Annotated in this window: 28 protein-coding genes; 16 read left to right on the top strand and 12 right to left on the bottom strand. The window is 65.4% G+C overall.

The annotated features are described in order from the left end of the window. The first annotated feature begins 3 nt into the window (after positions 1-3). Positions 4-765 carry a precorrin-6A synthase (deacetylating) gene (gene cobF, locus GGI48_RS03675; RefSeq protein WP_179597028.1) on the top strand — a complete coding sequence of 254 codons (762 nt, stop codon included), beginning with the start codon at positions 4-6 and terminating at the stop codon, positions 763-765. A gap of 152 nt (positions 766-917) precedes the next feature. Here the strand turns inward: cobF and ftrA are convergent, their stop codons facing one another. Next, complete coding sequence (gene ftrA, locus GGI48_RS03670; RefSeq protein WP_179597026.1) at positions 918-1,886, bottom strand: transcriptional regulator FtrA; 969 nt, start codon at positions 1,884-1,886, stop codon at positions 918-920. A gap of 103 nt (positions 1,887-1,989) precedes the next feature. Here ftrA and GGI48_RS03665 point away from each other — a divergent pair, with 103 nt between their 5' ends. The 5 genes from GGI48_RS03665 to GGI48_RS03645 all read left to right on the top strand — a co-directional run bounded on the left by GGI48_RS03665 (position 1,990) and on the right by GGI48_RS03645 (position 6,000). After that, positions 1,990-2,424, top strand: a complete 435-nt coding sequence (locus GGI48_RS03665; protein WP_179597024.1) for a rhodanese-like domain-containing protein — start codon at positions 1,990-1,992, stop codon at positions 2,422-2,424. Positions 2,425-2,697: 273 nt separating this feature from the next. After that, positions 2,698-3,477, top strand: a complete 780-nt coding sequence (locus GGI48_RS03660; protein ID WP_016963750.1) for an ABC transporter substrate-binding protein — start codon at positions 2,698-2,700, stop codon at positions 3,475-3,477. A 116-nt stretch (positions 3,478-3,593) separates the two neighbouring features. Then, positions 3,594-4,706 (top strand): succinylglutamate desuccinylase/aspartoacylase family protein, encoded by a 1,113-nt coding sequence (locus GGI48_RS03655; RefSeq protein ID WP_179597022.1) that lies wholly within the window; start codon positions 3,594-3,596, stop codon positions 4,704-4,706. A 122-nt stretch (positions 4,707-4,828) separates the two neighbouring features. Beyond that, on the top strand, positions 4,829-5,212 hold the full coding sequence (locus tag GGI48_RS03650) for a hypothetical protein (protein ID WP_179597020.1): 384 nt from the start codon (positions 4,829-4,831) through the stop codon (positions 5,210-5,212). Between the two features lie 71 nt (positions 5,213-5,283). Beyond that, positions 5,284-6,000 (top strand): alpha/beta hydrolase, encoded by a 717-nt coding sequence (locus GGI48_RS03645; RefSeq protein WP_179597018.1) that lies wholly within the window; start codon positions 5,284-5,286, stop codon positions 5,998-6,000. Between the two features lie 13 nt (positions 6,001-6,013). On the opposite strand, the gene GGI48_RS03640 is transcribed toward GGI48_RS03645, so the two are convergent. From GGI48_RS03640 to GGI48_RS03620, 5 genes are all read right to left on the bottom strand, one after another. After that, complete coding sequence (locus tag GGI48_RS03640) at positions 6,014-6,592, bottom strand: hypothetical protein (protein ID WP_103740282.1); 579 nt, start codon at positions 6,590-6,592, stop codon at positions 6,014-6,016. A 159-nt stretch (positions 6,593-6,751) separates the two neighbouring features. After that, positions 6,752-8,554 carry a B12-binding domain-containing radical SAM protein gene (locus GGI48_RS03635; protein WP_179597016.1) on the bottom strand — a complete coding sequence of 601 codons (1,803 nt, stop codon included), beginning with the start codon at positions 8,552-8,554 and terminating at the stop codon, positions 6,752-6,754. Between the two features lie 28 nt (positions 8,555-8,582). Then, complete coding sequence (locus tag GGI48_RS03630) at positions 8,583-9,497, bottom strand: DMT family transporter (RefSeq protein ID WP_047303410.1); 915 nt, start codon at positions 9,495-9,497, stop codon at positions 8,583-8,585. A gap of 100 nt (positions 9,498-9,597) precedes the next feature. Further along, complete coding sequence (locus tag GGI48_RS03625; RefSeq protein WP_047303412.1) at positions 9,598-10,374, bottom strand: helix-turn-helix domain-containing protein; 777 nt, start codon at positions 10,372-10,374, stop codon at positions 9,598-9,600. Positions 10,375-10,471: 97 nt separating this feature from the next. Then, positions 10,472-11,254: a hypothetical protein gene (locus tag GGI48_RS03620; RefSeq protein ID WP_179597014.1), complete on the bottom strand. Its 783-nt coding sequence runs from the start codon at positions 11,252-11,254 to the stop codon at positions 10,472-10,474. Positions 11,255-11,676: 422 nt separating this feature from the next. Between GGI48_RS03620 and folE the strand changes: the two genes are divergently transcribed. The 3 genes from folE to GGI48_RS03605 are packed head-to-tail and all read left to right on the top strand — an operon-like array spanning position 11,677 to position 13,320. Continuing rightward, on the top strand, positions 11,677-12,237 hold the full coding sequence (folE, locus tag GGI48_RS03615) for a GTP cyclohydrolase I FolE (RefSeq protein WP_016963769.1): 561 nt from the start codon (positions 11,677-11,679) through the stop codon (positions 12,235-12,237). Continuing rightward, the gene (locus tag GGI48_RS03610) at positions 12,238-12,768 is read left to right on the top strand and encodes a chalcone isomerase family protein (RefSeq protein WP_016963770.1); all 531 of its coding nucleotides are present in this window, start codon (positions 12,238-12,240) and stop codon (positions 12,766-12,768) included. A gap of 24 nt (positions 12,769-12,792) precedes the next feature. Continuing rightward, positions 12,793-13,320 (top strand): DUF3833 domain-containing protein, encoded by a 528-nt coding sequence (locus GGI48_RS03605; RefSeq protein WP_047303420.1) that lies wholly within the window; start codon positions 12,793-12,795, stop codon positions 13,318-13,320. A gap of 18 nt (positions 13,321-13,338) precedes the next feature. Here GGI48_RS03605 and GGI48_RS03600 read toward each other — a convergent pair whose 3' ends face one another. After that, positions 13,339-13,800: a thiol-disulfide oxidoreductase DCC family protein gene (locus tag GGI48_RS03600; RefSeq protein WP_103740277.1), complete on the bottom strand. Its 462-nt coding sequence runs from the start codon at positions 13,798-13,800 to the stop codon at positions 13,339-13,341. A 209-nt stretch (positions 13,801-14,009) separates the two neighbouring features. Here GGI48_RS03600 and GGI48_RS03595 point away from each other — a divergent pair, with 209 nt between their 5' ends. Then, positions 14,010-15,278 (top strand): Nramp family divalent metal transporter, encoded by a 1,269-nt coding sequence (locus GGI48_RS03595; RefSeq protein ID WP_409565421.1) that lies wholly within the window; start codon positions 14,010-14,012, stop codon positions 15,276-15,278. A 103-nt stretch (positions 15,279-15,381) separates the two neighbouring features. Here GGI48_RS03595 and GGI48_RS03590 read toward each other — a convergent pair whose 3' ends face one another. Then, positions 15,382-16,314 carry a LysR family transcriptional regulator gene (locus GGI48_RS03590; protein WP_047303426.1) on the bottom strand — a complete coding sequence of 311 codons (933 nt, stop codon included), beginning with the start codon at positions 16,312-16,314 and terminating at the stop codon, positions 15,382-15,384. Between the two features lie 191 nt (positions 16,315-16,505). Here GGI48_RS03590 and GGI48_RS03585 point away from each other — a divergent pair, with 191 nt between their 5' ends. Both GGI48_RS03585 and GGI48_RS03580 read left to right on the top strand, forming a co-directional pair. After that, complete coding sequence (locus tag GGI48_RS03585) at positions 16,506-16,931, top strand: DMT family transporter (RefSeq protein WP_233172619.1); 426 nt, start codon at positions 16,506-16,508, stop codon at positions 16,929-16,931. A gap of 2 nt (positions 16,932-16,933) precedes the next feature. Next, complete coding sequence (locus tag GGI48_RS03580) at positions 16,934-17,422, top strand: DMT family transporter (RefSeq protein WP_179597012.1); 489 nt, start codon at positions 16,934-16,936, stop codon at positions 17,420-17,422. Between the two features lie 40 nt (positions 17,423-17,462). Here the strand turns inward: GGI48_RS03580 and glcF are convergent, their stop codons facing one another. The 3 genes from glcF to glcD are packed head-to-tail and all read right to left on the bottom strand — an operon-like array spanning position 17,463 to position 21,247. Further along, positions 17,463-18,680 (bottom strand): glycolate oxidase subunit GlcF, encoded by a 1,218-nt coding sequence (glcF, locus tag GGI48_RS03575; protein ID WP_179597011.1) that lies wholly within the window; start codon positions 18,678-18,680, stop codon positions 17,463-17,465. A 3-nt stretch (positions 18,681-18,683) separates the two neighbouring features. Beyond that, positions 18,684-19,748, bottom strand: coding sequence for a glycolate oxidase subunit GlcE (gene glcE, locus GGI48_RS03570; RefSeq protein ID WP_179597009.1), 1,065 nt, complete (start codon positions 19,746-19,748; stop codon positions 18,684-18,686). Continuing rightward, positions 19,748-21,247 (bottom strand): glycolate oxidase subunit GlcD, encoded by a 1,500-nt coding sequence (gene glcD / locus GGI48_RS03565; protein WP_016965496.1) that lies wholly within the window; start codon positions 21,245-21,247, stop codon positions 19,748-19,750. The genes glcE and glcD overlap by 1 nt, the downstream gene beginning before the upstream one ends. Before the next feature lie 232 nt (positions 21,248-21,479). Here glcD and GGI48_RS03560 point away from each other — a divergent pair, with 232 nt between their 5' ends. Continuing rightward, positions 21,480-21,650 carry a metallothionein gene (locus GGI48_RS03560; protein WP_016965497.1) on the top strand — a complete coding sequence of 57 codons (171 nt, stop codon included), beginning with the start codon at positions 21,480-21,482 and terminating at the stop codon, positions 21,648-21,650. A 48-nt stretch (positions 21,651-21,698) separates the two neighbouring features. Here the strand turns inward: GGI48_RS03560 and GGI48_RS03555 are convergent, their stop codons facing one another. After that, complete coding sequence (locus GGI48_RS03555; RefSeq protein ID WP_011060569.1) at positions 21,699-21,926, bottom strand: DUF6555 family protein; 228 nt, start codon at positions 21,924-21,926, stop codon at positions 21,699-21,701. Between the two features lie 232 nt (positions 21,927-22,158). Here GGI48_RS03555 and GGI48_RS03550 point away from each other — a divergent pair, with 232 nt between their 5' ends. The 3 genes from GGI48_RS03550 to GGI48_RS03540 all read left to right on the top strand — a co-directional run bounded on the left by GGI48_RS03550 (position 22,159) and on the right by GGI48_RS03540 (position 24,908). Further along, on the top strand, positions 22,159-22,926 hold the full coding sequence (locus GGI48_RS03550) for an AraC family transcriptional regulator (RefSeq protein ID WP_047303435.1): 768 nt from the start codon (positions 22,159-22,161) through the stop codon (positions 22,924-22,926). An 811-nt stretch (positions 22,927-23,737) separates the two neighbouring features. Then, entirely contained in the window at positions 23,738-23,911 is a 174-nt protein-coding gene (locus tag GGI48_RS03545) for a DUF1427 family protein (protein WP_080963042.1), read from the top strand. A gap of 40 nt (positions 23,912-23,951) precedes the next feature. Next, entirely contained in the window at positions 23,952-24,908 is a 957-nt protein-coding gene (locus GGI48_RS03540) for a zinc-binding alcohol dehydrogenase family protein (RefSeq protein ID WP_179597007.1), read from the top strand. Positions 24,909-24,921 lie beyond the last annotated feature (13 nt).

The raw sequence follows: 24,921 nt of genomic DNA, 5'->3' as shown, positions 1-24,921 counted from the left end.
CCCATGAAAACCCTCCTGGTCATCGGCATCGGCGCCGGCAATCCCGATTTCATCACCATCCAGGCGATCAAGGCGCTGAACCGCTGCGATCTGGTGTTCCTGATGGACAAGGGCCCGAGCAAGGATTCGCTGATCGACCTGCGCCGCGAGCTGTGCCAGCGCTACCTCACCGAGCGCCCTTATCGCTTCGTCGAGGCGCAGACCCCGGAGCGTCAGCGAGGCGACGTGGATTACCCGGCCAGCGTCCAGGCGCTGAACCGTGACAAGCAGCGGATCTTCGAACGCCTGATCAACCAGGAAATGCAGCCGGGGCAGACCGGGGCCTTTCTGGTCTGGGGCGATCCCGCGCTGTATGACAGCACCCTGCGCATCCTGCAGCAGATCCTGGCCAGTGGGGCGGCGCAGTTCGAGTATCAGGTGATCCCCGGCATCACCAGCGTCCAGGCCCTGGCCGCACAGCATAAAGTGCCGCTCAACCGCATCGGCCGCTCAGTGGAAATCACCACCGGCCGCCGTCTGGCGGCGGGGCAGGCCGGTGATGCCGACAGCCAGGTGGTGATGCTGGATGCCGAGGACGCCTACCGCCAGTTGCGCCATCAGGACCTGGACATCTACTGGGGCGCCTACCTCGGCACCGCGGACGAGATCCTCATCGCCGGGCGCCTGGACGAGGTCGCCGACGAGATCCAGCGGGTCCGTCGCCAGGCGCGCGAGACGCATGGCTGGATCATGGACACCTACCTTCTGCGCAAACCGGAGCCTTAGACACGGGCCGGAATGGACGCCACCGGATAAGCGTGGTGTTCTTCGCCGGCAGCGGGGTCTCCCTCTTTTCCCGTAGGAGCGGGCTTGCCCGCGAAGAGGCCGGGATGAACACCACCGGATGAACGTCGGGTGCTTCGCCGGCAAGCCGGTTCCTACGAGGGGGATTTTTGGCCGAAGCGTTCGCGGTAGGCCGAGGGCGGCAGGCCTACGAGGCTGCGGAAGGCCACGCGAAAACTTTCCACCGAACGATAACCGCAATGCAGGGCGATGCTTTCCGTGGTCTGGCTGCCACTTTCCAGCAGTTCCCGGGCCCGGGCCAGTCGCTCATGTTGCAGCCAGGCCTTGGGCGTGGCGCCGGTGGCGGCGCTGAAACGTCGCAAGAAGGTACGTTCGCTCATCAGCGCCCGGGCCGCCAGGTCGCTCACCGTCAGCGGCTGATGCAGGCGCTCCCTGGCCCATTGCATGACCTGCGACAGGTCGCTGCGCGGGGTGCGGCTGACCGGCGCCGGAATGAACTGGGCCTGGCCGCCGGTACGCTGGGGTGACATCACCAGGCGTCGGGCCACGCTGTTGGCCACCCCGGTGCCAAAGTCCCGGGCCACCAGGTGCAGGCAGGCATCGATTCCGGCGGCGCTGCCGGCAGACGTGATCAGTTGGCCGGCGTCCACATAGAGCACGTCCGGGTCCACGCGGATGTCCGGGAAGCGCTCGGCCAGTTCTTGGGTGTAGCGCCAGTGGGTGGTGGCGCCCAGGCCGTTGAGCAGGCCGCTGGCCGCCAGGGCGAACACCCCCGAGCAGATCGACAGCAGCCGCGCGCCGCGATGGTGGGCCCGGCGCAGGGCCGCCATCAGCTCGGGCGGCGGCGCCTGGTCGCGGCTGCGCCAGCCGGGAATGATGATGGTCCGGGCCTGCTCCAGCCGTTCCAGGCCGCCATCGGCGAGTATCCGGATACCGCCCGCCGCGTGCATCGGCCCCGGGTCCACGGCGACGATGCAGTGCTCATACCAGGGAAAATCGAACTCCGGCCGGGCCAGGCCGAAGATTTCCACGGCGATGCCGAATTCGAAGGTGCACAGGCCGTCGTAAGCCAGGATCGCGACCAGACCGGGGGGATTATGCATTTGGCGGAAAGTTACCAGTGGCTGTCCGGGGCGCCACTTTAACGCGGTGGGGCCGGGCCGATAAAGTCCTTCCCACCTTAATCGCGAGTTTCTGGAGACGCCCATGACCAGCCTGGTCCGCAGCACTGCCGCCGCCCCTTCGGCCATTGCCCTGATGCATTTTTGCAACCGCCTGACCTTTGAAACCGACTGTTCCGACGTCTACAGCAGCCAGCAGGCCGGTGAAGTGGATTTTGTCCTGGTGGATGTGCGTGGCCCTGAGGCCTTTGCCCGTGGCCATGTACCCGGGGCGATCAATCTGCCCGGGCGCTTGCTCAGCGCCGAACACCTGGCCGGTTATCCCCGCGACACCCTGTTCGTGGTGTATTGCGCCGGCCCTCACTGCAACGGCGCGAACAAGGCGGCGATCAAGCTGGCGGCCCTGGAATACCCGGTCAAGGAGATGATCGGCGGTGTCACCGGCTGGCTCGATGAGGGTTTTGGGCTCAGCACCGGACAACCGCGCAGCGAGGGGCCGGACCTGTCCTGCGCCTGCTGAGGGGCACCTGCGCTGGCGGCGGCCCCAGGTTGCGGCTGGCGCAGGATATGTCGGTAAACATGGTCCGTTCTGAGGCGAACGTCGGGTTGCTCAGGGATAAACGCACCACGTCGGGGCGAGGGGGAGGGCGCAGCGTCGCGGCTTTATGATTTTTATAAGTATTTGTCGCATCAACACAATTTGCTTCCCGGGAGCCGCTCTAGACTGCTGGCCACTTCGATTTGCCCCTAATCGAAACCAGCCAATAAAAGTCTCCGTCTCCTGGAGTTATAAATGAACAAGTTTGCGCTGTTTGGTGCCCTGGCACTGTCGCTGTTTTCCTTCACCGCTTCGGCCGACGAGGCCAAGCCGATCCGCATCGGTATCGAAGCCGGCTACCCACCGTTCTCGATGAAGACCCCCGACGGCAAGCTCACCGGTTTCGACGTCGACCTGGGCGATGCCCTGTGCGAGCAGATGAAGGTCAAGTGCACCTGGGTCGAGCAGGAGTTCGACGGCCTGATCCCGGCGCTGAAGGTGAAGAAGATCGACGCCATCCTGTCGTCCATGACCATCACTGACGACCGCAAGAAGAACGTCGATTTCACCATCAAGTACTACCACACCCCAGCACGCTTCGTGATGAAGGCCGGCACCGCCATCAAGGACCCGCTGACCGAGCTCAAGGGCAAGAAAGTCGGTGTGCTGCGCGCCAGTACCCACGACCGCTTCGCCACTGAAGTGCTGGTGCCGGCCGGTATCGACCTGGTGCGCTACGGTTCCCAGCAGGAAGCCAACCTGGACATGGTCTCCGGTCGCATCGACGCGCTGCTGGCCGACTCGGTCAACCTCAATGACGGTTTCCTGAAAACCGACGCCGGCAAGGGCTTTGCCTTCGTCGGTCCCGAGTACAACGATCCGAAATACTTCGGTGGCGGTGCCGGCATTGCCGTGCGCAAGGGCGACAAGGAGCTGGCGGAGAAATTCAACACCGCCATTACCGAGATCCGCGCCAACGGCAAGTACAAGCAAGTGCAGGACAAGTACTTCGATTTCGACGTCTACGGCGAGTAAACCGTCGGGCTCGATACATGCAGTAAAAAAAGGTGGCGGCCGCAACTCGGTCGCCACCTTTTTTCTGCGTCACTGTTTTATTCTGCACCGCGCTTTTTTCGATCCCTGGAGCCAGCATGCAACGCATCGATCATTCCCTGCCCTGGGGCCATCTGGGCACTCAGCGTCAGCTCAGCGTGTTCCGCTTTGGTAGCGGCACGCGCAAGGTGTACATCCAGGCCAGCCTGCACGCCGATGAATTGCCGGGCATGCGCACCGCCTGGGAACTCAAGCAGCGTCTGGCCGAACTGGAGCGCCAGGGCCGCCTCAAGGGGGTGATCGAACTGGTGCCGGTGGCCAACCCCATCGGCCTGGACCAGCAGGTGCAGGGCAGCCACCTGGGGCGTTTCGAGCTGGGCAGCGGCAAGAACTTCAACCGCGCCTTCGTCGAACTCAGTGGCCCGGTGGGCGACCTGATCGGCAAGCAGCTGGGCAGCGATGCCGCCGCCAATATCGCCTTGATCCGCCGCACCATGGTCCAGGTGCTGGATGAACTGCCGCCGCCGGCCTCGCAACTGGAGGCCCTGCACCGCTTGCTGCTGCGCCATGCCTGCGACGCCGACATCACCCTGGACCTGCACTGCGATTTCGAAGCGGCGATCCACCTCTATGCCTTGCCCCAGCACTGGCCGCAGTGGCAGCCCCTGGCGGCGCGGCTCAAGGCCGGGGTGGCGCTGCTCTGTGAAGACTCCGGCGGCAGCTCCTTCGACGAGTCCTGTTCCGCGCCCTGGCTGCGCCTGGCCCGGGATTTCCCCCGGGCGGCAATCCCCCCGGCAAACCTGGCCACCACCCTGGAGCTGGGCAGCATGGGCGACACCCGGGTCGAACAGGCCCGGGCCAATAGCGAGGCCATCCTCGGCTTTCTCGCCGAGCAGGGCCTGATCAGCGGCGACTGGCCCGCCGCGCCGGCGCAGTGCTGCGAAGGCATGCCCTTCGAAGGCACCGAATACCTGTTTGCCCCGCACCACGGCGTGGTCAGCTTTCTGCGCGAGGCCGGCGAGTGGGTCGAGTGCGGCGATGCCTTGTTCGAAGTGGTCGACCCGCTGAACGACAGGGTCAGCACCGTGCGGGCCGGCACCAGCGGCGTGCTCTTTGCCCTGGACCGCGGGCGCTACACCCAGCCGGGCATCTGGCTGGCCAAGGTGGCCGGCCGCGAGGCGATTCGCGCCGGCAAGCTGATCAACGACTGAAGCGCGACGACAGGAGCGCACCAGGGTGGATGGGGGCTGGCCATGGGCAGCCCTGGTGCGGTTGCCCTCGATCCGCCAGCGCGCCTTTCGCCGGCAAGCCGGCTCCTACAGCAGAGGCGTCCATGTCCCGAGTGTCGCTGTTCATCCGCCTGCTGTTGGCCTTGTGCCTGCTGGCGGCCACTTTCAATCACCTGCGCGCGGCGCTGGACCACGGCTTGCTCTGGGACTATGGCTACGGCGTCGACACGCCGCTGGCCAGCCGGGCCTTCTGGGGCTCGCTGACCCTGTTCGACCCTCTGGCGGCGTTGCTGTTGTTCGTGCGTCCGCGCTGGGGCCTGCTGCTGACCCTGGCGATCATCGTGCTGGATGTTGTGCACAACAGCTTTTATGTGGCAGCCCACGGCCAGTGGCTGGAAACCTTCTACCTGTCTCAGGTGGGGTTTGGGCTGGTGGTGGTGCTGCTGTTGCCGCTGGCCTGGCGCGGGCTGGCGCTGCCCGCCAGATGAACCACCGGGCCCGGCGATGCTAGGCTCCTGCACTGATTTTCCTACCATCCCTCAGGCACAAGGAGCCGTACATGATCCGCTACCTGGCGCTACTGGTTGCATTGGCCGCGCCGCTGGCCCACGCCGCGCCGACGCTGCACGACGATCTGCCGCTGCGCTACCTGGAGCAGGCCCCCGACGACACCCGCAACCAGCCGCTGGTGATCTTCCTGCATGGTTACGGCAGTAACGAGGCCGATCTGTTCGGCCTGCATGAGCGCCTGCCGGCGTCCTACACCTACCTTTCGGCCCGGGCACCGCAGACCCTGGAGGAGGGCAGTTACCAGTGGTTCCAGCGCAAGGGCCAGGGCGCCTATGACGGCGTTACCGAGGAGTTGGCCAGCAGCGCCGAGCTGATTGGCCAGTTTGTCCGCGCCGCGGTGGCCAAGTACCACACCCAACCGGACAAGGTGGTGCTGGTGGGGTTCAGCCAGGGTGCGGTCATGGCCTATGAAGTGGGGCTGCGTCATCCGCAGTCGGTGCGTGGCATTGCCGCCCTGAGCGGGAAGATCCTGCCGCTGTTGGCGGCCCAGGTGAACAACAGCCCGGAGCTGCAGCGCCTGGGCATCTTCATCGGCCACGGCACCGATGATCGGCGCCTGCCCTACAGCGACGGGGTACAGGCCCATCGCTTGCTGCTTGAAGCCGCGCTGCAACCGCAGTTCCATGCCTACCCGGGGCTGGGGCACAGCATCAGCGAAGCCGAGATCGAAGACCTCAAGGCCTGGCTGCAGGGGCTCAACCCCTGAGCCGAAGCAGGGTTTACTGACCGAGGATCTGCTTCATCAGCGCCGCATGCCCGGCCTTGTCGGCGGCGCGGGAAATCACCTGGACCACCGCCATGCGCGAGCCGGAACCGGCGATCAGGGTCGAGTTCAGGGTCTGGCCGCCGCCCTGGGTCGCGGTGCTGTCGATCTGCCGCACCCCGAGGCCCTTGAGGGTCATGCTCTTTTCACTCTGCTTGCTGAAGTCCGGCAGGGCGGCGGCCTGTTGCGAGAGAAAGCTGCTGACGGCGGCGTCGAGAAAGGCGCTGTCGTTGTCCTTGACCTGAGCCGCATTGGGAATGCTGTTCTGCGCGGCGATCACCACGGTGCGGGTGGTGGCATTGGAATACAGAGTACCGCTGGCGCCCGCGGTGCCATCGGCCTCGCTGCCGGCCGGCAGGGCCGAGGCGCTGAAGCCCTTGGGCAGGGTGAAGGCGAGCTTGCCGCCGAGCATCGAAACCTTTTCCCCTGGCGCCTGCTTGGCCGTGGACTTGCCGGCCGCGAGCGCGTTCAGCGCACCAAAGCCCGCCACTGCGGCGAACACCAGGACCAGGGCTTTTCTAGCGAAGGATGACATGCACAATCTCCGGGCATGGGATCAAGGGGGCGCATCATCCCACGGTCGTCACAGAAGGCTCCAGAAGGATTTTTCGTGGTGGATCAATGACTGCAAACTGTTTTGATTATTGAGGTTTATAAGACACCGAACAGTGGCATCTACTTCTCCGGGAGCCGGTTACGTATTGACGGGCCAAGTGCCGCGCCGAACCATCTCTTTGACTCGATCTGCGCCATTGGCACGGACTAGAAGTTCCAGCCTGGCCTTTTCGATGTCCTCAGCGCTCCAGAACTCGGTTGCCATCGTGGCTTTCTCATGGGACCAGCCATTGTCGTAGTGACGCACCACATATTGCTGCTGGTAATCCCACATTGCGGTGCCAGGAATGGGCGTCACGATAAACGGGTTGGCGTAGGCCATTCCCGCACCCATTAGGCTGACCGCGTAGTCGGTGGTTCTTTCTATCAATTCCAGGCTTTCGATAAACGGCTTGGCGCCCGCAATGGCGGGCGGGTTGACAAAGCCCAACATGAAACCGCCAGTGACCTGGATGCCGTGCTCAGTGAATATCTCGATGAGTTCAAAGGTGGCTTGCTGAATGGCATTGAAGCGCGACTTGTTGGAATTGATCAGGCTTTCCTCGTTGGCGCTTTCCACCGCAAGGTAGATGTTGTAGCAGCCGTTTTCGGCAATCGAGCGGATGAACTGCCGGGCTGTCAGTCCGCCCTTGATCGCGGCGATGACGTTGCGGTACTGCGGACTTTTCAGTTCCTGATCATCCAGCTCAGCGAGGAAACGCTCGCCTTTGTGCAGCAGCACTAGATTGAACAGACTCAGGCCATCTTCTTCGACCCAGGGCAAATTGTGCTTTTTCAGCAGGCGTCCCACTTCCATGGCATACAGCGGATCGTGCATCAGATGGTCGTCCTCAATCAGTACCTCGGTCACGCCCTGATTGACCAGATCCGCCAGGTGCAGGTCGAACCAATCCAGTCCCAGGGCACGCCATGGGCCGTTGATCTTGGGGATGTAGCAGAAGTTGCAGTTCACATTGCAGCCGATGGTGGAGAAAATCTGCGCCCAGGCGCCGTGTTTGTGTACCCGAGCGCCGGAGGAGTGATAGGGCTGCAGATAGTGGTTCATGTCCAGGAAACTGAAGTCGGGCAAGGGCATGACCCCGAGACGTTCCTCCAGACCCTGGCGGCTAGGCACAATGCTCAAGTAGTTGGATTTGCGCGAAGGGCGAACCAGTTGTCCCTGCTGGCCACGATAGGCAACCCCTGGAACTGCATGAATGTTGCCGTCGCCATGGCTTAAGGCGTCGAGCAATAGGGTGAAGGCTCGGTCCGCTTCATTGATCAGGACAAAATCAAATGCGGAGTCCAGCAGCGCGTTCTGCCAATCGCCGCTGGAGTGTGCGCCTCCAGTCACCAATACCAGTTTGGGATCAATGGACTTGACCAGATTCGCCAACGCCCGAGCGTTGCCCCATTGCACGGTGTAGTTGCACTGGATGCCGACGATGTCGGGCTGTGCAGTCTCGATGATGGTGCGCATCTGCTCATCGCTCAGGCCGTAGCGCAGCAGGTGTCCCTGATCGACTTGCACCAGGGGGGACTCCTGTTCCCAGCCAGCGAAGGGGGCGTCGATGATCTGTACGTCATACCCCGCGCGACGGGCCACTGTGGCGATACGCAGCAGGCCAATGGGAGTGCCTGCACGCTTCATCACTTCAAAGGTATCGATGCCGATTTGGGTGAATGCGCTGTCTTTCGGCGCCGGTTCGACCAAGCGCGTGTAGGGCGGAACGAATAACAGCACTCTTGGGGCCTCGCCATGGGAGCGGCGGCGCGTGGCGCTATGGCTGGTCGTTCTGGAGGGAAGACCCAGATTCTGAAGTGTCGCTCTGGTGGGGGCTACCGAAAAAAGCGGGCCAGTACGATCGAGCCTCTCAGCCCCTTGGGAGGCAATCAGATGCATTTTTTGAACTCCTTGTTGGTACAGAGATTCAGGCCCCGGAGGTGCCCTGGCGTGAGGTAGCGATCACCGCTCCAGCGATGATGAGTAACGCCGGCATGAGCAGGATCGGGTTGGCGTGGGCCTGGCCGACCAGAATCAGCAGCAGGGTGGAAAACAGCGGCGCCAGATAGGAAAGAGCGCCGAGACTTGCCAGGTTGCCGTGTTTGGTCGCGTGATCCCATGCAAAGAACGCCAGGCCAACCGGGCCCAGCCCGAGGCCGATGATCGCCAGCCATTGCCCGTAGTCAGGCTGAACCGTGGTTTCGAATGCCAGGTGACAAAGCGCTCCAGCTACCGCCACCAGGCCGCAGATTGCCCCGATGATGCTGCTGGGAACGTTGCTCAAGCGTCGATTGATCACCGAGTAGCCCGACCAGACCAAGGCGCAGAGCAAGGCCGCCGTATAGCCGGCGATCGGCATGCTGGCCACGCCTGACTGTGAGCGTTGCTGCATGATGAACGCCGTGCCCGCGAGCCCCAGGAGTGCTCCCAGCAGTTGTCGTGGGCGCAGTGACTGACCGCCCGTGATACCGGCCAGCAAGACGATCAGCAGTGGCCAGAGGTAGGCAATCAGGCTGGCCTCGGCCGGGGGCGCGGCCTTGAGGGCGAAGAAATACAGCGCGTGATAGCCAAAGATTCCCAGGAAACCTGTGGCCCACACCTTCCATGGCTGGCGCCAGCCTTGAAAACCCGCGGCACCTCGCAGCCCGAGAATGAACAGGCTGGCCAGAAAGGCCACGGCAAAGCTCAAAGCCAGCAATTCGAAAGGCGGGATGCCTGACGTTAGCGTGGTGAGCAAGGCCAGGCAGGACCACAGAAACACAGCAATCACCCCAATGGCGGTTGCCGAGGCGGCAGACCTTGGAGCCGAGAGCGTTTTATTGGACGTCGTTGCTTGGGTCATGAGTCCCGCCCGATAAGCATTTCGAAGCGGGGATCATAGGGAGGACGGTCGGTCGGGTATTGGCGTGTGCTGCCTAATACTTGTTCCAGGCTGCACGTTTTCAGCCGGTTCTGCTGCACCTTCGCGCCGATGCCGGTGTCAGGTTGCGGTTTTTCTTCAGCGCATGGTTCAAGGCGCTCTGATCCGCGTAACCCACTCGATGGGCAACTTCGCTGATCGACAGTCGAGTATCGCGCAGCAGGTCCATGGCCAGGTCCAGACGCAGACGCGTGATATGGGCAAACGGCGTGGTTTTCAGGTGTTGCTCGAAGAGTATGTACAAGCGTCGTTCGCTGGTGCCTGAGATTCGAGCTATTTCAGAGGCGGTCAGGTGAGTGTCCAGATTGTTTTCGATATGGGTCAGGGCCCTGGCCAGGGTGAATTGTCCGTGGTCAGGGGTGTGGCTGTGGGGCTGGACCAGGGACGACATCAACAAGGTACTCCAGGATTGAGCCACCTCAGGTGAGCTGGTCAGCAATGGAACGCTGCGTGTGGCGTAGTCAAGTAGGTGACGAATCTCCGGCCTGACCGGAAAGAAGCTTTTTTCGTTGAGCCTCTTGATGGTTTCAGCTTCGAATTTTTGGGTGCGGGGTGATGAAAGCGGGACGTCAAGAACCAGGAAAGTGTTGGCGGTGCTGGCGGAAAAGGTATGAGGGCAACCTGCCGGGATGATCACGCCCTGGCTCCAGTCGACTTTGCCGCCACGGCCATCGACTTCTATCTCCATGGCGCCTGACTGTGGCAGCACGATCTGGTGGTAGTCGTGGTCATGCAGCTCAACCTGGCCAGAGTAGGATCGCAAGGCCAATGAAGCCTTTGGGGTTTCTATGTTGCTCATCACGCTCTTCCATAAGACTGACGATGCATGATGCATGAGTGCCAGAGTTCGGCGCCAGTCTCTGAATGCCGAGGCTTTGTGACGGTTTATTTGCGGTTCATGGACGTTGCCTGGCAGCGCAGTTGGTGGTATTTCGCGCCAACAACCGCTTGCTCAAGCCCAGCACCAGCATCGACACCGCCACTGCCAATGCAAAGGCCAGCATTCCCAGTTTGGGCAAGGCCACGGCCAGTACCAGGCAGAATGCCGCAAAGGAATACAGGCCGGTGCTCAGCGAGCGCAGCAGCACGGTGGTGAAGGCCACGCCGTGACTCTGGTGGGAGAACACCGCCAGCACGCTGCCGAGCACCGGGAACACCGCGAGCATGCCGCTCCAGCGCTCGCCCACGGTGCTGGCCAGCAGGGTCACCGCCAGGGTCAGCGTGGCCCCGGCGAGCATCCGGTAGGGCAGTTTGTCGGAACGCGGCGCGGGGGCCGCGGGCAGGTCGCCCACCCGAGGAAACAGGCGCGGTGCCAGGAGCAGGCCGCCGGCGGCGCAGGCCACGGACAAGCCCAACGAGGGCGGCATCCGGGTAATGGCTCCGGCCAGCACAGCCCAGACCAGGGTCGCGACGGCCAGGGCCCCGGGCCAGGCAAGGCGCTGCGCGGCATGGGTGTAGGCGACGCTGAAGGCGATCATCGCCAGCAACGCCGAGAGGGCGGCCCCCGCCGCCTGGGTGGCGAAGGCCGTGCCTTGCTCCAGGGCCAGAAACAGCAGGATCGGTCCCACCACCACCGGAAACCCCGCCCGCCAGCCGGCGACATTCGGGCCCCAGCACCGGCTCGCCAGGGAGATCAGCCAGAGGAATCCGGGAACCGTCAGCAGTTTTAACAGCAGCATGGGCGCACTCAGTGGATAAACGGTGCGCCACGCTAGCATCCAACGGGGCATTTGGCGCGTATGTGCTGGCAGGAAGGTGGCCGGGAGCGCGCTGTGCTGCTGCTTTTTCTTGTACAGCGAAAAGCTTTTGAATCGATTAAAAGCGGTTTTGTACAAGTATTTAGGCGTTTAAGCCGGTTTTTAACGATAAAAATTGTACAAAATTTAAATTGTCGTATAGGTTTTTAAGGGTGGAATGTGTCGATGCCTGCTCAATCCTTTCAGGGGCAGGCGGTCGCTCTCCACACTTTTGGGGCTCCGAGGTTAGGCCCGGGTGGAACCGGGGCTGGGTCAGTTGTGCGGTCGGCCACCTCGGCGCTCTTTTTTTCCTTGGCACGTGCAAGGAATTGCCCGCCTCGCCAGCTTTTCGGAACCCATGCGCCATGCACGATCCTCTTTCGCAGCACTTTCACGGCATTCTCCAGGGTCTGGGTGAAGACCCCTCACGCGAAGGCCTGCGGGACACCCCGCAGCGAGCGTCAAAGGCCTTGCGCTACCTGTGTCATGGTTACGAAACCAGCCTCGAAGAACTGGTCAACGGTGCCTTGTTCAGCTCCACCAGCGACGAGATGGTGATGGTCCAGAACATCGAGTTGTACTCCCTGTGCGAGCACCATCTGCTGCCCTTCATCGGCCAGGCCCATGTGGCTTACATCCCCACCGGCAAGGTGCTGGGCCTGTCCAAGGTGGCGCGGATCGTCGACATGTATGCGCGACGCCTGCAGATCCAGGAGAACCTCACGCGGCAGATTGCCGAGGCGATCCAGGAAGTGACCCGGGCGGCCGGGGTGGCGGTGGTCATCGAAGCGCGACACATGTGCATGATGATGCGCGGGGTCGAGAAGCAGAACTCGCTGATGAACACCTCGGTAATGCTGGGGGCCTTCCGCGAGTCGGCCAGCACCCGCCAGGAGTTTCTCCAACTGTTGCGCAGGCAACCTTGAATGAAGCGCATCCGGCGAGTGGGGATGGCCCGGTGTTGGTGGCTGCTGCTGGTGCTGCTCAGCGCCACGGCCAGCGCCGACTGGCAGGCCTCGCTGCCCGATGCCCGGCTGCTGGGCAGCGGCGAGTTCAGCTGGTTCGGCTTCAAGGTCTACCACGCGCGGCTCTGGGGCAGAGCGTTGCCTCTGACGGACGACAGCCCCTTCGCCCTGGAACTGACCTACCGGCGCACGATCAGCCGCGACGATCTGGTGCAGACCAGCCTCGACGAGATCCAGCGCCTGTCCGGCAGCGCGGTGAGCCCGGCGCAACTCAAGGACTGGCAGGCGCAGATGCAGCGCGCCTTCGTCGATGTCGAGCCGGGCCAGCGCATCACCGGGGTGTTCCTGCCCGGGCACGGGGTGCAGTTCTTTGTCGACCAGCGCTTGCAGTACAAGGTCGAGGACGAAGCTTTCGCCCGGGCGTTTTTCGCCATCTGGCTCGACCCGCGCACCCGCAATCCGCAGTTGCGCGCACAACTGCTGGGCCAATAGCGGGCGCAGCACAGGAGAGGTTGCATGTTGAAGAAATACTTGCTGTTGCTGTGCCTTGGCCTGGTCGCGTGCAGCGACCTCGACGTCAAGCAATACCGTGACCAGAAGCCCGAGCTGGAACTGCGCCAGTTCTTCAGTGGCCGGGTCGAGGCCTGGGGCCTGTTCCAGAAGCGCTCCGGCGAGGTGATCAAGCGCTTCCATGTGCAGATCGACAGCCGCAGCGAGGGCGAGAAATTCATCATGCACGAGGACTTCACCTACAGCGACGGCACCCGCCAGACCCGGGTCTGGACCCTGGTTCCGGCGGGGCCCGGCCTGTGGCGCGGCACCGCCGACGATGTGGTCGGCGAGGCCCTGGGCGAAGTGTCCGGCAATGCCCTGCGCTGGCGCTACGTGCTCAACCTGCCGGTGGACGGCAAGACCTACCAGGTGCACTTCGACGACTGGATGTTTCTGTTGGACGAAAACACCCTGGCCAATCGTTCCTACATGACCAAGTTCGGCTTCGAGCTGGGGCAGGTCAGCCTGTTCTTCCGCCGCCAGCCCAACTGACCGGGCGCGACCCGGATCTCAGGACGGGTCGTCGAGAAAGCGCCCTCGATGCTCGGGGCTGGGCAGCAGGCACACCGGGTGGCGGCCGAACCAGCGGTAGCGGTTGCTGGCGATCCGGTCGTAGGCCCAGTCCCGCAGCGGCCGCGGGATCCAGCGCAACAGGCGCAGCCAGCGCCAGGGTGCGGGCAGTTGTGCCATTAGGCGGATAAACGCCTCGGAGCGCTGGGACAGGCCCCGGTCCTCGATCAGCAGCACCGTGTCGAACGCTTCGCTGGGCTGGCCGAACCACTTCAGCAGGGCCTGGCCCTGGGGCGATTGCATCGACGCCAGCTTGATCCGCCGCTGGCTGTCGTGGCGGATCACGAACTGCACCGAGGCATTGCACAGCTTGCACACCCCATCGAACAGCAGGACCCGGTCGCCGGGTTGCAGGAAGGGCGGCAGGCTGTCGGGTCGGGGAGTGGTCGCAGGGTTGTTCACGGGGCCACCTTGGGCGCGGTATCGAAGCCTGCGGCGGGGGCCGCCAGGCGCTGTAAAGGCAGCAGCATACGCGCCTTCAAGGTCAAGATTCAGGCTTGGGTGCCCGCGCTGAAACCTCCAAGCTGGGCCCTTGCGCCAATCCGTCGTGGAAATCCCCCGTGAAATTCAGCCTGCCGAAAATCGCCACAGCGCCCTTTTGTCCGCCGGAAGTGGCGGGTTCCGTGTCCGTCGATCCCCGTGCCTCGTTGTTCAAGCGCCTGCTGCGCTTTGCCGGGCCCGGGCTGCTGATCTCCATCGGCTACATGGACCCGGGCAACTGGGCCACGGCCATCGAAGCCGGCTCGCGCTATGGCTACAGCCTGCTGTTCGTGGTGCTGCTGGCGAGCCTGGCGGGGATGGCGGTGCAATGCCTGTGCTCGCGCCTGGGCATCGCCACCGGGCGCGATCTGGCGCAACTGTGCCGGGAGCGCTACAGCCGCCGTTCGGCCCGGGCCCAGTGGCTGGCGGCCGAGGTGTCGATCATCGCCACCGATCTTGCCGAAGTGCTGGGCTGCGCCCTGGCGTTCCACCTGTTGCTGGGGGTGTCGCTGAGCACCGGGATCGTCATCACCGCCTTCGACACCTTGCTGGTGCTGGCCTTGCAGAACCGCGGCTTTCGCCGGCTGGAGGCGATCATGCTGGCGCTGGTGGCGACCATCGGCGTGTGTTTTTTCATTGAACTGCTGCTGATCAAGCCCTACTGGCCGGACGTGGCCCGGGGCTTCACCCCATCGCTCGCGGCCATCAGCGATGCCGCGCCGCTGTACCTGGCGATCGGCATCCTCGGCGCCACGGTGATGCCGCACAACCTGTACCTGCACACCTCCGTCGTACAGACCCGGCTGATCGGCCAGGACCGGGCCAGCCGCGCCGACGCCATCAAGCTGGCGCGGATCGACACCATCGGCTCCCTGGCCCTGGCGTTGCTGGTGAACGCGGCGATCCTGATCCTCGCCGCCGCGGCCTTCCACAACACCGGCCACAGCGACGTGGTGGAAATCCAGGACGCCTACCACCTGCTCGACCCCCTGGTGGGCGGAGCCCTGGCCAGCGTGCTGTTCGGCGTGGCGCTGCTGGCCTCGGGGCAGAGCTCGACCTTCACCGGCACCATCGCCGGGCAAGTGATCATGGAGGGCTACCTGAACCTGCGGATTCCCTGCTGGCAACGGCGCCTGATCACCCGCGGGCTGGCCCTGATCCCGGCGTTCATCGGCGTCTGGCTACTGGGTGACGGCGCCGTGGGCCAACTGCTGGTGCTGAGCCAGGTGGTGCTCAGCCTGCAACTGCCATTCGCCCTGTACCCGCTGATCCGCATGACCAACGACCGGCGCCTGATGGGCGAATTCGTCAACCGCTGGCCGACCCGGATCCTCGCCTGGAGCCTGTTCGCCATTATCAGCGCCGCCAACGCCTGGCTGATTGCCCAACTCTTCCTGTAGGCGCCGGCTTGCCGGCGAAGGGGCCGCTGAGTCTTGCGCCGGTCTTGCCGACGCCTTCGCTGGCAAGCCAGCTCCTACGGTGACCGGGCGGGTGGCGGTGGCGCTAGCGATCCCAGTACGGCTCGGGGCCGAATTTCTCGACGAAGAAGTCGATCACGGTGCGCACTTTCACTGACAACCGGCGGCTGCCGGGCCACAGGGCGGCGATCTGCTGCGGTTCGAGGCTGGTGGCCACTTCGAAGCCTTCGAACAGGCCCACCAGTCGGCCCTGGTGCAGGGCTTCGCCAATCAGCCAGGAAGGAAACATCACCAGCCCCAGGCCCTGTTCGGCGGCCTGGGTCAGGGTGTCGGCGTGGTTGCCGGTCAGCGGGCCCTTGACGCTGTAGCAGGTCCAGTCCTGGTGGCCCTGGCGGAAGAACCAGCGCTGCTGTCCGGTTTCGCCCTTGTAGGCCAGGCACTGGTGCTGTTGCAGCTGCTCCGGGTGGTGCGGTGTGCCGTGCCGGGCCAGGTAGGCCGGGCTGGCCGCCACCCGGTAGCGCTGCGGGGCCAGCAGGCGCGCCTGCATCGAGGAATCTTCCAGGGTGCCGATGCGAAACAGCAGGTCGGTGCCATCCTGCAAGGGGTCGATGTAGTTGTCGGTCTGCTGGATGTCCAGTTGCAACTTGGGGTAGCGGCCCAGCAGTTCGCCAAGCCAGGGCGACAGGTGACGCTGGCCGAACACCACCGGGGCGTTGATCCGCACCAGCCCGGCCGGTTCGTCCTGCTGTTCCTGCAGCGCCTGTTCGGCTTCTTCCCATTGCGCCAGCACCCGCCGCGCATGGTGGCCCAGCAAGCGCCCGGCCTCGGTGGGGCTGACGGCGCGGGTGTGGCGATAGAGCAACTGCTGGCCCAGGGCCTGCTCCATCAGCTGGATCTGCCGCGAGATGGACGAGGGCGCCAGCCCCTCGCGGCGCGCCACGGCCGAGAAGCTGCCTTGGTCGAGCACCGCGATGAACAGGCGCAGGGCCTTGAAACCGAGGTCGTTGAAGCCTTGCATGGGGGAGTCCTGCTGTGCGTTTTACGCAAAAGAGTTGTCGGCATGCTGGCATTTATCGCAAAGCAGGTGCAATCGATAATGCCCGCCGTTTCTTGATCTCAGGCAGGTGTTGCATGTCTTCCGATGTTGTCGAACCCGCGTTGCCAAACCTGGCGCCGGTCACTGAATCCCGCGCCGGCTGGCAGCGCCTGATGCTCTTGCCGCTGGTGATCCTGGCCGGCATGGGCCTGTCGGTGGAGGCCGGCTTGCTCGGCCCGCTGGGCGCTCAGGTCGGGCACTTGTGGGCCACCCTGAGCATCTTCGGCGTGGGCGCGGCGTTGCTGTTTCTGCTGCTGTTGTTCAGCGGCCCGCAGCCCGGCCCGGCCTTGAGCCAGTTGCCACGCTGGCAACTGCTGGGCGGGGTGCTGGGACCTATCTACGTGGTGGTGCTGACCCTGGCCACGCCCCATATCGGCATTGCCATGACCATGATCGCGATCCTTTCCGGGCAGGTCGGCAAGAGCGTGCTGATCGACCATTACGGCTGGTTCGGCAGTGCTCGCAAACCGGTCAATGCAGAACGCTGGCTGGCCCTGACACTGATTGTCGTGGCCCTGATCCTGATGGCCCGAGGTTGAAGATGAACCTGATTCTATTGCTGGTTCTGGTAGTGGGCGCCGGTGCGGTGCTCAGCGTGCAGGCGGCGATCAATGGCCGCCTGGGAGAAAGCGTCGGGGTGCTGCGCAGCAGCCTGCTGACCTTTGCCGTGGGGGCCTTGATCACCGGGCTGCTGATTGTGTTTTTCCAGCCACCCCAGGCCATGACCTTGCTCCAGGCGCCCAAGTGGCAGCTTTGCGGCGCGCTGTTCGGGGTGGTCTACATGCTGGTGATGGTCGGCGCGGTGCCCCGGGTCGGCACCGCGGTGGCCACGGTGGCGGTGATCCTCGGGCAACTGGGCATGGGCATGCTGATCGACAACTTCGGCTGGTTCGGCAACCCGGCCATCGAGCTGTCATCCAACCGCCTGCTGGCGATGCTGTGCCTGGCCCTGGCGCTGCTGTTCATGTACCGGAGCCAGAAGCCATCAGCGGCAAGCCGTAAGCCACAAGCCGCAAGCTGTAAGCCGTAAGCCACAAGCTTGAAGCTTGGAGCTTGTTGCAGCTTGGCGCCTAGCGCAGCGCGTCTTCCAGCACTTCGATCCAGTGCCGCACCGGGGTGCGGCCGGCGCCATCCAGGTGGTTCTGGCAGCCGATATTGGCGGTGACGATCAGGTCCGGCTGGCCGCTTTCCAGGGCCCGCAACTTGTCGTCCCGCAGTTGCCGCGCCAGCGCCGGCTGGGTCAGTGAATAGGTGCCCGCCGAGCCGCAGCACAGGTGGCTGTCGGGCACCGCGATGAGGTGAAAGCCCAGGCGTTGCAGCAGGCTTTCCACGGCGCCGCCGAGCTTTTGCGCGTGCTGCAGGGTGCAAGGGCAGTGGAAGGCCAGGCGCTGGTTGCTGTGGGCGCCGAGCTGCTCCAGGGGTTCATCGCGCAGCACTTCCACCAGGTCCCAGGCCAGGGCACTGACCTGCCGGGCCTTGTCGCGGTAGGCCGGGTCGTGGGCCAGCAGGTGCTGGTAATCCTTGATGAAGGCGCCGCAGCCGCTGGCGGTCTGGACGATGGCTTCGGCGCCCTGTTGCAGCTGGGGCCACCAGGCGTCGATATTGCGCCGGGCCCGTTGCAGGCCGGCTTCCTGGGCGTCGAGGTGATAGTCCACGGCGCCGCAGCAGCCGGCCTCGGCAACCGGCTGCACGCTGATGCCCAGGCGGTCGAGAACCCGCGCCGTGGCGGCATTGGTATTGGGCGACAGCCCCGGCTGCACGCAGCCTTCAAGCAACAGCACGCGCCGCGAATGGCCTGGGGCGGGGCGCGGCTTGGCGCTGGGCACCTGGCGCGGCAGCTTGTCCTGCAGGGCCTGGGGCAGCAGCGGGCGCAGGCGGCTGCCGCCGTGGATCAGGGCCTTGAACAGTTGCGGGTTGGCGCTCAGCGCTCGCAGGCCACGGCGCAGCAGTTGCTGGCCGGCGGGCCGGGGCAGGGCGGCATCGACCACGGCGCGGCCGATGTCCAGCAGGTTGTGGTAGTCGACCCCGGACGGGCAGGTGCTCTCGCAGTTGCGGCAGGACAGGCAGCGGTCCAGGTGCTGCTGGGTCTGGGCGGTGGCCGGGGCGCCTTCGAGCACCTGCTTGATCAGGTAGATGCGCCCCCGCGGGCCGTCCAGCTCGTCGCCCAGCAACTGGTAGGTGGGGCAGGTGGCGTTGCAGAAACCGCAGTGCACGCAACTGCGCAAGATGCGCTCGGCTTCGGCGGCCCGGGGCAGTTGCCGGGCCTCGGGGCTGAGGGTGGTCTGCATGGGCTAGAGCTCCGCGTAGAGTCGGCCGGGGTTGAAGATCCCTTGCGGGTCCAGCTGCGCCTTGAGCCGTTGGTGGTAGTGCAGCAGGGGCGGCGCCAGGGGCTGGAACGGGCTGTCCTGCAGGCCGTGGCTGTAGCAGCTGGCGTGGCCGCCGACGGCGCTGACGGCGGCGCGGATCTCGGCCGCCGTGGCATCGCTCTTCAGCCAGCGCTGGGCGCCGCCCCAGTCCAGCAGTTGTTCGCCGTGCAGTGCCAGCAGCGGCGTGTTGTGCGGCAGTGACAGGCGCCACAGCGGCAGGCCGGGGTTGAAAAAATCCAGTTGCTGCTCGTTGAGCAAGGCCCAGTAGCCCGAATCCAGAGGCTCGCCGCCGAGGCGTTCGTGGGCCGCCGCCACCGAGCCTTCACCGCCCTCCAGGCGCAGGTGCAGGCGCTCGCCGTCATGGCAGGCGGCGCTGATGGGCAAGGGCTGTTGGCCCCATTCGGCCAGTTGCGCGAGGGCCCGCTGGCGGTCCATTTCCAGGCTCAGGCTCAGGCTTTGCCGGGGCTTGGGCAGGACCTTCAGCGAGACTTCGGTGATCAGCCCCAGGCAGCCGTAGCTGCCGGCCATCAGCCGCGACAGGTCATAACCGGCGACGTTCTTCATCACCTCGCCGCCAAAGCGCAGGTGCTGGCCGCTGCCGCTGATGATCCGGGTGCCGAGGACGAAATCGCGCACCGCGCCGGCCCAGGGCCGACGCGGCCCGGACAAGCCGCAGGCGAGCATGCCGCCCAGGGTGGCGCCGGCGCCGAAGGATGGCGGTTCGCAGGGCAGCATCTGCCCGGCGGCGTCCAGGGTGGCGTGCAACTCGGCGAGCGGGGTGCCGGCCCGGGCGCTGATCACCAGCTCCGTGGGGTCGTAGCTGACGATGCCGCGATGGCTGCGGGTGTCGAGGATTTCCCCGGCGCAGTCGCGGCCGAGAAAGGCCTTGCTGTTGGAACCCTGGATGCGCAGCGGGGTGTTGCTCTGCAAGGCGTCGCGCACCTGCTCCAGCAACTCTTCTGCGGCATCGAAATCGCTGTCCGTGCTCATCAGAACCGCTCCAGTTCGGGGAAGGGCAGTTGCCCGTGGTGGACGTGCATGGCGCCGAACTCCGCGCAGCGCTGCAGGGTCGGGATGTTCTTCCCGGGGTTGAGCAGGCCGCTGGGGTCGAAGGCGGCCTTGATGGCGTGGAACAGGCTCAGCTCGTGATGGTTGAACTGGGCGCACATCTGGTTGATTTTCTCTCGGCCCACGCCGTGTTCGCCGGTGATGCTGCCGCCCACTGCCACGCACAGTTCGAGGATCTTGCCGCCCAGGGCCTCGGCCCGCTCAAGCTCGCCGGGCTGGTTGGCGTCGAACAGGATCAGCGGGTGCATGTTGCCGTCGCCGGCATGGAACACATTGGCCACCCGCAACTGGTGTTCCTCGGCCAGGCGCGCGATGCCCCGCAGCACCCCCGGCAGCTGGCGGCGGGGAATGGTGCCGTCCATGCAGTAGTAGTCCGGCGCCAGGCGCCCCACCGCCGGGAAGGCGTTCTTGCGCCCGGCCCAGAAACGCACGCGCTCGGCCTCGTCCCGGGCCAGGCGCACCTGGCTGGCGCCGGCCCGTTGCAGCACCTGGCGCACTCGCTCGCAGTCGTCGTGGACATCGGCTTCCACGCCGTCCAGCTCGCACAGCAGGATGGCCGCGGCGTCCACCGGGTAGCCGGCGTGGATGAAGTCCTCGGCGGCGCGGATCGCCAGGTTGTCCATCATCTCCAGGCCGCCGGGAATGATCCCCGCGGCAATGATCTCGGCCACGGCGCGGCCGGCGGCTTCCACCGAGTCGAAGGCCGCCAGCAGCACCTTGGCGATCTGCGGCTTGGGCAGCAGCTTGACCGTGACTTCGGTGATCACCCCCAGCAGGCCTTCGGAGCCGGTGAACAGCGCCAGCAGGTCGAAGCCCGGCGCGTCCAGGGCCTCGCTGCCCAGGGTCAGGGGCTGGCCCTCGACGCTGAGCATCTCGACCTTGAGCAGGTTGTGCACGGTCAGGCCGTATTTCAGGCAGTGCACGCCGCCGGCGTTTTCCGCGACATTGCCGCCAATCGAACAGGCGATCTGCGAAGACGGGTCGGGGGCGTAGTACAGGCCGAAGGGCGCGGCGGCCTGGGAGATCGCCAGGTTGCGCACCCCGGGCTGGAGCCGGGCGCAACGGGCGGCGGGGTCGATCTGCAGGATGTCCTTGAAGCGCGCCATCACCAGCAGCAGGCCTTTCTCCAGGGGCAGGGCGCCGCCGGACAGGCCGGTCCCCGCGCCCCGGGCCACCACCGGCACCCGGTGCGCATGGCAGATCTGCAGGATGCGCTGCACCTGGTCCAGATGCCGGGGCAGGGCCACCAGCATCGGCGTGCTGCGATAGGCGCTGAGGCCATCGCACTCGTAGGGCTTGAGCTGCGCTTGCTGGTCCAGCAGTTCCAGCTCTGGAAGCTGCTGGCGCAGGGCCTGGATCAGGGCCTGGCGGTCGACCTCGGGCAGGGCGCCGTCGAGGCGTTCGTCGTAGAGCATGGTCATGGCGGCGAAGGACCTTGAGTGATGGTTATCAGGTCGCGACAGCGGCATTGGCGGGGCGGGTGTCCGTCCGTCGGCGCTTGCCCTGGCTGAACCACTTTAGTCGCTTGTGGCCGGGTGAGGAGAGCGGATTGGCCTAACCTTTCCAGGTACTCGAACCCTGCGCTGGCCGTTGCTGTCGCGGGCGCTGCGCTGATCGAGTCCCACCAGAAGGCCGCTCAAGAGGAGCCTTGTCATGTCCAATCAAACCTGTGCCTGTCCGGCTTGCACCTGCAAGCTTGGAGCCCACTCGATTGTCCGTCACGGTAAGCACTACTGCTGTCAGGCGTGCGCCGATCACCATGCCCATGGTGAGCCTTGCGCCTCCACCGAAGGCTGCAAATGCGCCAAGGGCGCCCACGGCTGAAGCCGTCAGGCGGGTGGCGCCACAGGGCTTCACCCGCATCGCCAGCGCCTAGACCGAAGGGCGCCAGGTGACGTTCTCGATGCCGAATTTCTCGGCCATCGGCTTGCTGGTTTTCTTCACCCGTTCGCGGCCGAAACGGCCGATGCGACCGACACCGGCATCGCAACTGGCCCAGTGCCAGGCCTCGGCGTTGTCCATCTTTTCCTGGCGAATGATGAAGGACTTGGGTGCGCCGTGAAGGGTGTATTCGATGACGAAGAGTTTTGCGTTGTTCATAGAGCCTTGATTCCTCCCTGTGATCCTTGAGTGATCCTGCGGGCTGGAAAAAATTCACTTTGATTGTCCGACTCTGGCGCCAACGGTCCTGGCTCCGCGCCTGACCGGCCCAAGGTCGGAGCGAGGCCGCCAGGGCCCGGGAAAAAGTCCGCGCCCGGAGCGCTCCCAGCGTCTGGCGAGCGCTGCGGCCGCTGGTTACCATGGGCGCCCGCCGACCCGTTGCGAGCTTGTCATGGCCCTGGCCACCCCTCCCGATCTGAGCGACACCGCGATCCCGCTGCAACCCCTGGCTCGCACCTATCCGCGCGGCTTGTTCATCGAGCCCCACGAGCACGCCTGGGGCCAGTTGCTGTACGCCATGAGCGGGGTGATGTGGGTCGAGACGCCCACCGAGGCCCTGGTGGTGCCGCCGCAGCGGGCGGTGTGGCTGCCGCCCGGGGTACGGCACGGGATTCGCGTGGTCAGCGACCTGCAGATGCGCAATATCTACCTGCGCCCGTCCCTGGCGGCGACCCTGGACCCCAGCGTCCAGGTGCTGCAGGTGGACAACCTGCTGCGGGAGCTGATCGTGCGCCTGGTGGAGCTCGAGCCGCCGCAGACGGATTACTACGAAGCCCTGGTGCAACTGGCCCTGCTGGAGCTGCGGCGGGCCCGCCGCTCGCTGCTGAAGATCGCCCTGCCGGACGCCTCCGACCGGCGCCTGGGCAGCCTGTGCCAGGCGGTCATGGCGGCGCCGTCGCTGGCCATTTCCTTTGAACAGCACGCCGACGCGGCCGGGGCCAGCGTGCGCACCCTGGCGCGGCTGTTCAAGGAACAGTTGGGCCTGGGCTTTGCCGAATGGCGGCGCCAGGTGCAACTGGCCACCGCTGCCGCGGAACTGATCCAGGGCGTACCGGTGAGCCGCATTGCCCGCGAGCTGGGTTATTCCCCCAGCAGCTTCAGCGACATGTTCCGCCGCGAACTGGGTGTCGCGCCCTCCCAATACGCCAGCCTGGTGTAGCCGCTGCCGCAGGCTGCGAATGGCTGCGAAGGAGACGCGGCGATCTCAAGCTCGCCCGAGGTTTGTCGGAAGACCGCCAAGCAAGGCCCTGCGGTCCTTTTCGCAGCTTCGCAGGCTCAGCAGCGGCTACAGGGCACGGCTTTGTGTAGCCGCTGCCGCAGGCTGCGAACGGCTGCGCAGGAGACGCGGCGATCTCAAGCTCGCCCGAGGTTTGTCGGAAGACCGCCAAGCAAGGCCCTGCGGTCCTTTTCGCAGCTTCGCAGGCTCTGCAGCGGCTACAGGGCACAGCTTTGTGTAGCCGCTGCCGCAGGCTGCGAACGGCTGCGCAGGAGACGCGGCGATCTTGAGGGCGCCAGAGGTTCGCCGGGATATAGCCAAGCAAGGCCCTGCGGTCCTTTTCGCAGCTTCGCAGGCTTAGCAGCGGCTACAGGGCACAGCTTTGTGTAGCCGCTGCCGCAGGCTGCGAACGGCTCCGCAGGAGACGCGGCGATCTCAAGCTCGCCCGAGGTTTGTCGGAAGACCGCTAAGCAAGGCCCTGCGGTCCTTTTCGCAGCTTCGCAGGCTCAGCAGCGGCTCCAGGGCACGGCTTGGTGTAGCCGCTGCCGCAGGCTGCGAACGGCTCCGCAGGAGACGCGAAGCTCCGCAGAGCCCCCGAGGTGCATCAGGCGGACGCCAGCCAAGCGACCGCCCGGGTTTCGGCTTTGGCCGAAATCCTGAAGCACTTGGCCGATGCCGCAGGCAGCCGCCACCTAGACTGTGCCGCACACGCCACCTCACCCCGGCATCAACAGCACGGCTCCTGGAGCGCAGCATGAACTACCTGATTTCCCTGGCCGCCGGCCTGTTGGTCGGCCTGCTTTACGGCGCCTTGCAGGTGCGTTCCCCGGCGCCGCCGGCGATAGCCCTGGTGGGCCTGTTGGGCATGCTCGGCGGTGAACAGTTGTGGCCGCTGGGGCGCCAACTCTTTAGCAGTTGGCTGTCCTGAGCCCGGTTTTTTTCTATCTCCCTGACGCATGGAACCGACGATGAAAGCACTGCAATTTTCCGCCACCGGCGACCTCGCTGCCCTGCGCCTGGTGGACCTTCCCACGCCGCTGCCGGGCCCCGGCCAGGTGCTGGTGCGCATCCAGGCCGCAGGCCTGAACCCCAGCGACGTGAAGAATGTGCTCGGGCGCTTTCCCTACACCACGCTGCCGCGGATTCCCGGGCGAGATTTCGCCGGGGTGGTGGAGCAGGGGCCGGCCGAGCTGATCGGTCAGGAGGTCTGGGGCACCGGCAAGGAGCTGGGTTTCTTCGCCGACGGCAGCCATGCCCAGTACGTGGTGCTGTCCGCCCGGGGCGTGGCCCGCAAGCCCCGGCAGTTGAGCTTTGCCCAGGCCGCGAGCCTCGGGGTGCCATACACCACCGCCTGGGATGCCCTGGAGCGCAGCGGCGTGACGAGCGGCACGCGGCTGCTGGTGATCGGTGGCGGCGCGGTGGCCACGGCGGCCCTGGCTTTGGCCAAGGTGCGCGGGGCCCGGGTGCTGGCGGCGGCGCGGCGGGCCGAGCAGGTCCGGGCGCTGGAAGCCCAGGGCTATCCGACCCTGCACCTGCAACAGCCGGAAACCCTGGCGGCCCAGGTGGCCGAGGTGTATGCCGACGGCGCCGAGGTGATCTTCGACACCACCGGCTTCTGGCTGCCGGCGGCAGTGCCGGCCCTGACCACCTTCGGCCGCATCGCCATCATTGCCGCGCCGCTGGACGGGCATGTGCAACTGCCGGCCCTGGCCCTGTACCGCAAGGGTGGCTCGGTGGTGGGGATCAACTCGCTGTTGTACGGCGTAGAGGCGTGCGCGGCGATGCTGGAGCAGTTCGGCCGCTACTTTGATGAAGGCCTGCTGCCGCTGCCCGAAGGCTTGGTCGAATCACCACTGGAGCAGGGGCTGGAGCGCTATGCCGAAGTGAACCAGGGGCGTGGCGAGAAAGTCATTCTCATGCCCTGAGCGGCCTCGATGT

It is taken from the genome of Pseudomonas protegens (assembly GCF_013407925.2).
In the GTDB taxonomy this organism is placed as follows: domain Bacteria; phylum Pseudomonadota; class Gammaproteobacteria; order Pseudomonadales; family Pseudomonadaceae; genus Aquipseudomonas; species Aquipseudomonas fluorescens_AP.
The sequence above is the reverse complement of the archived record's forward strand: the minus strand, read 5'-3'. Positions and strand labels throughout refer to the sequence as shown.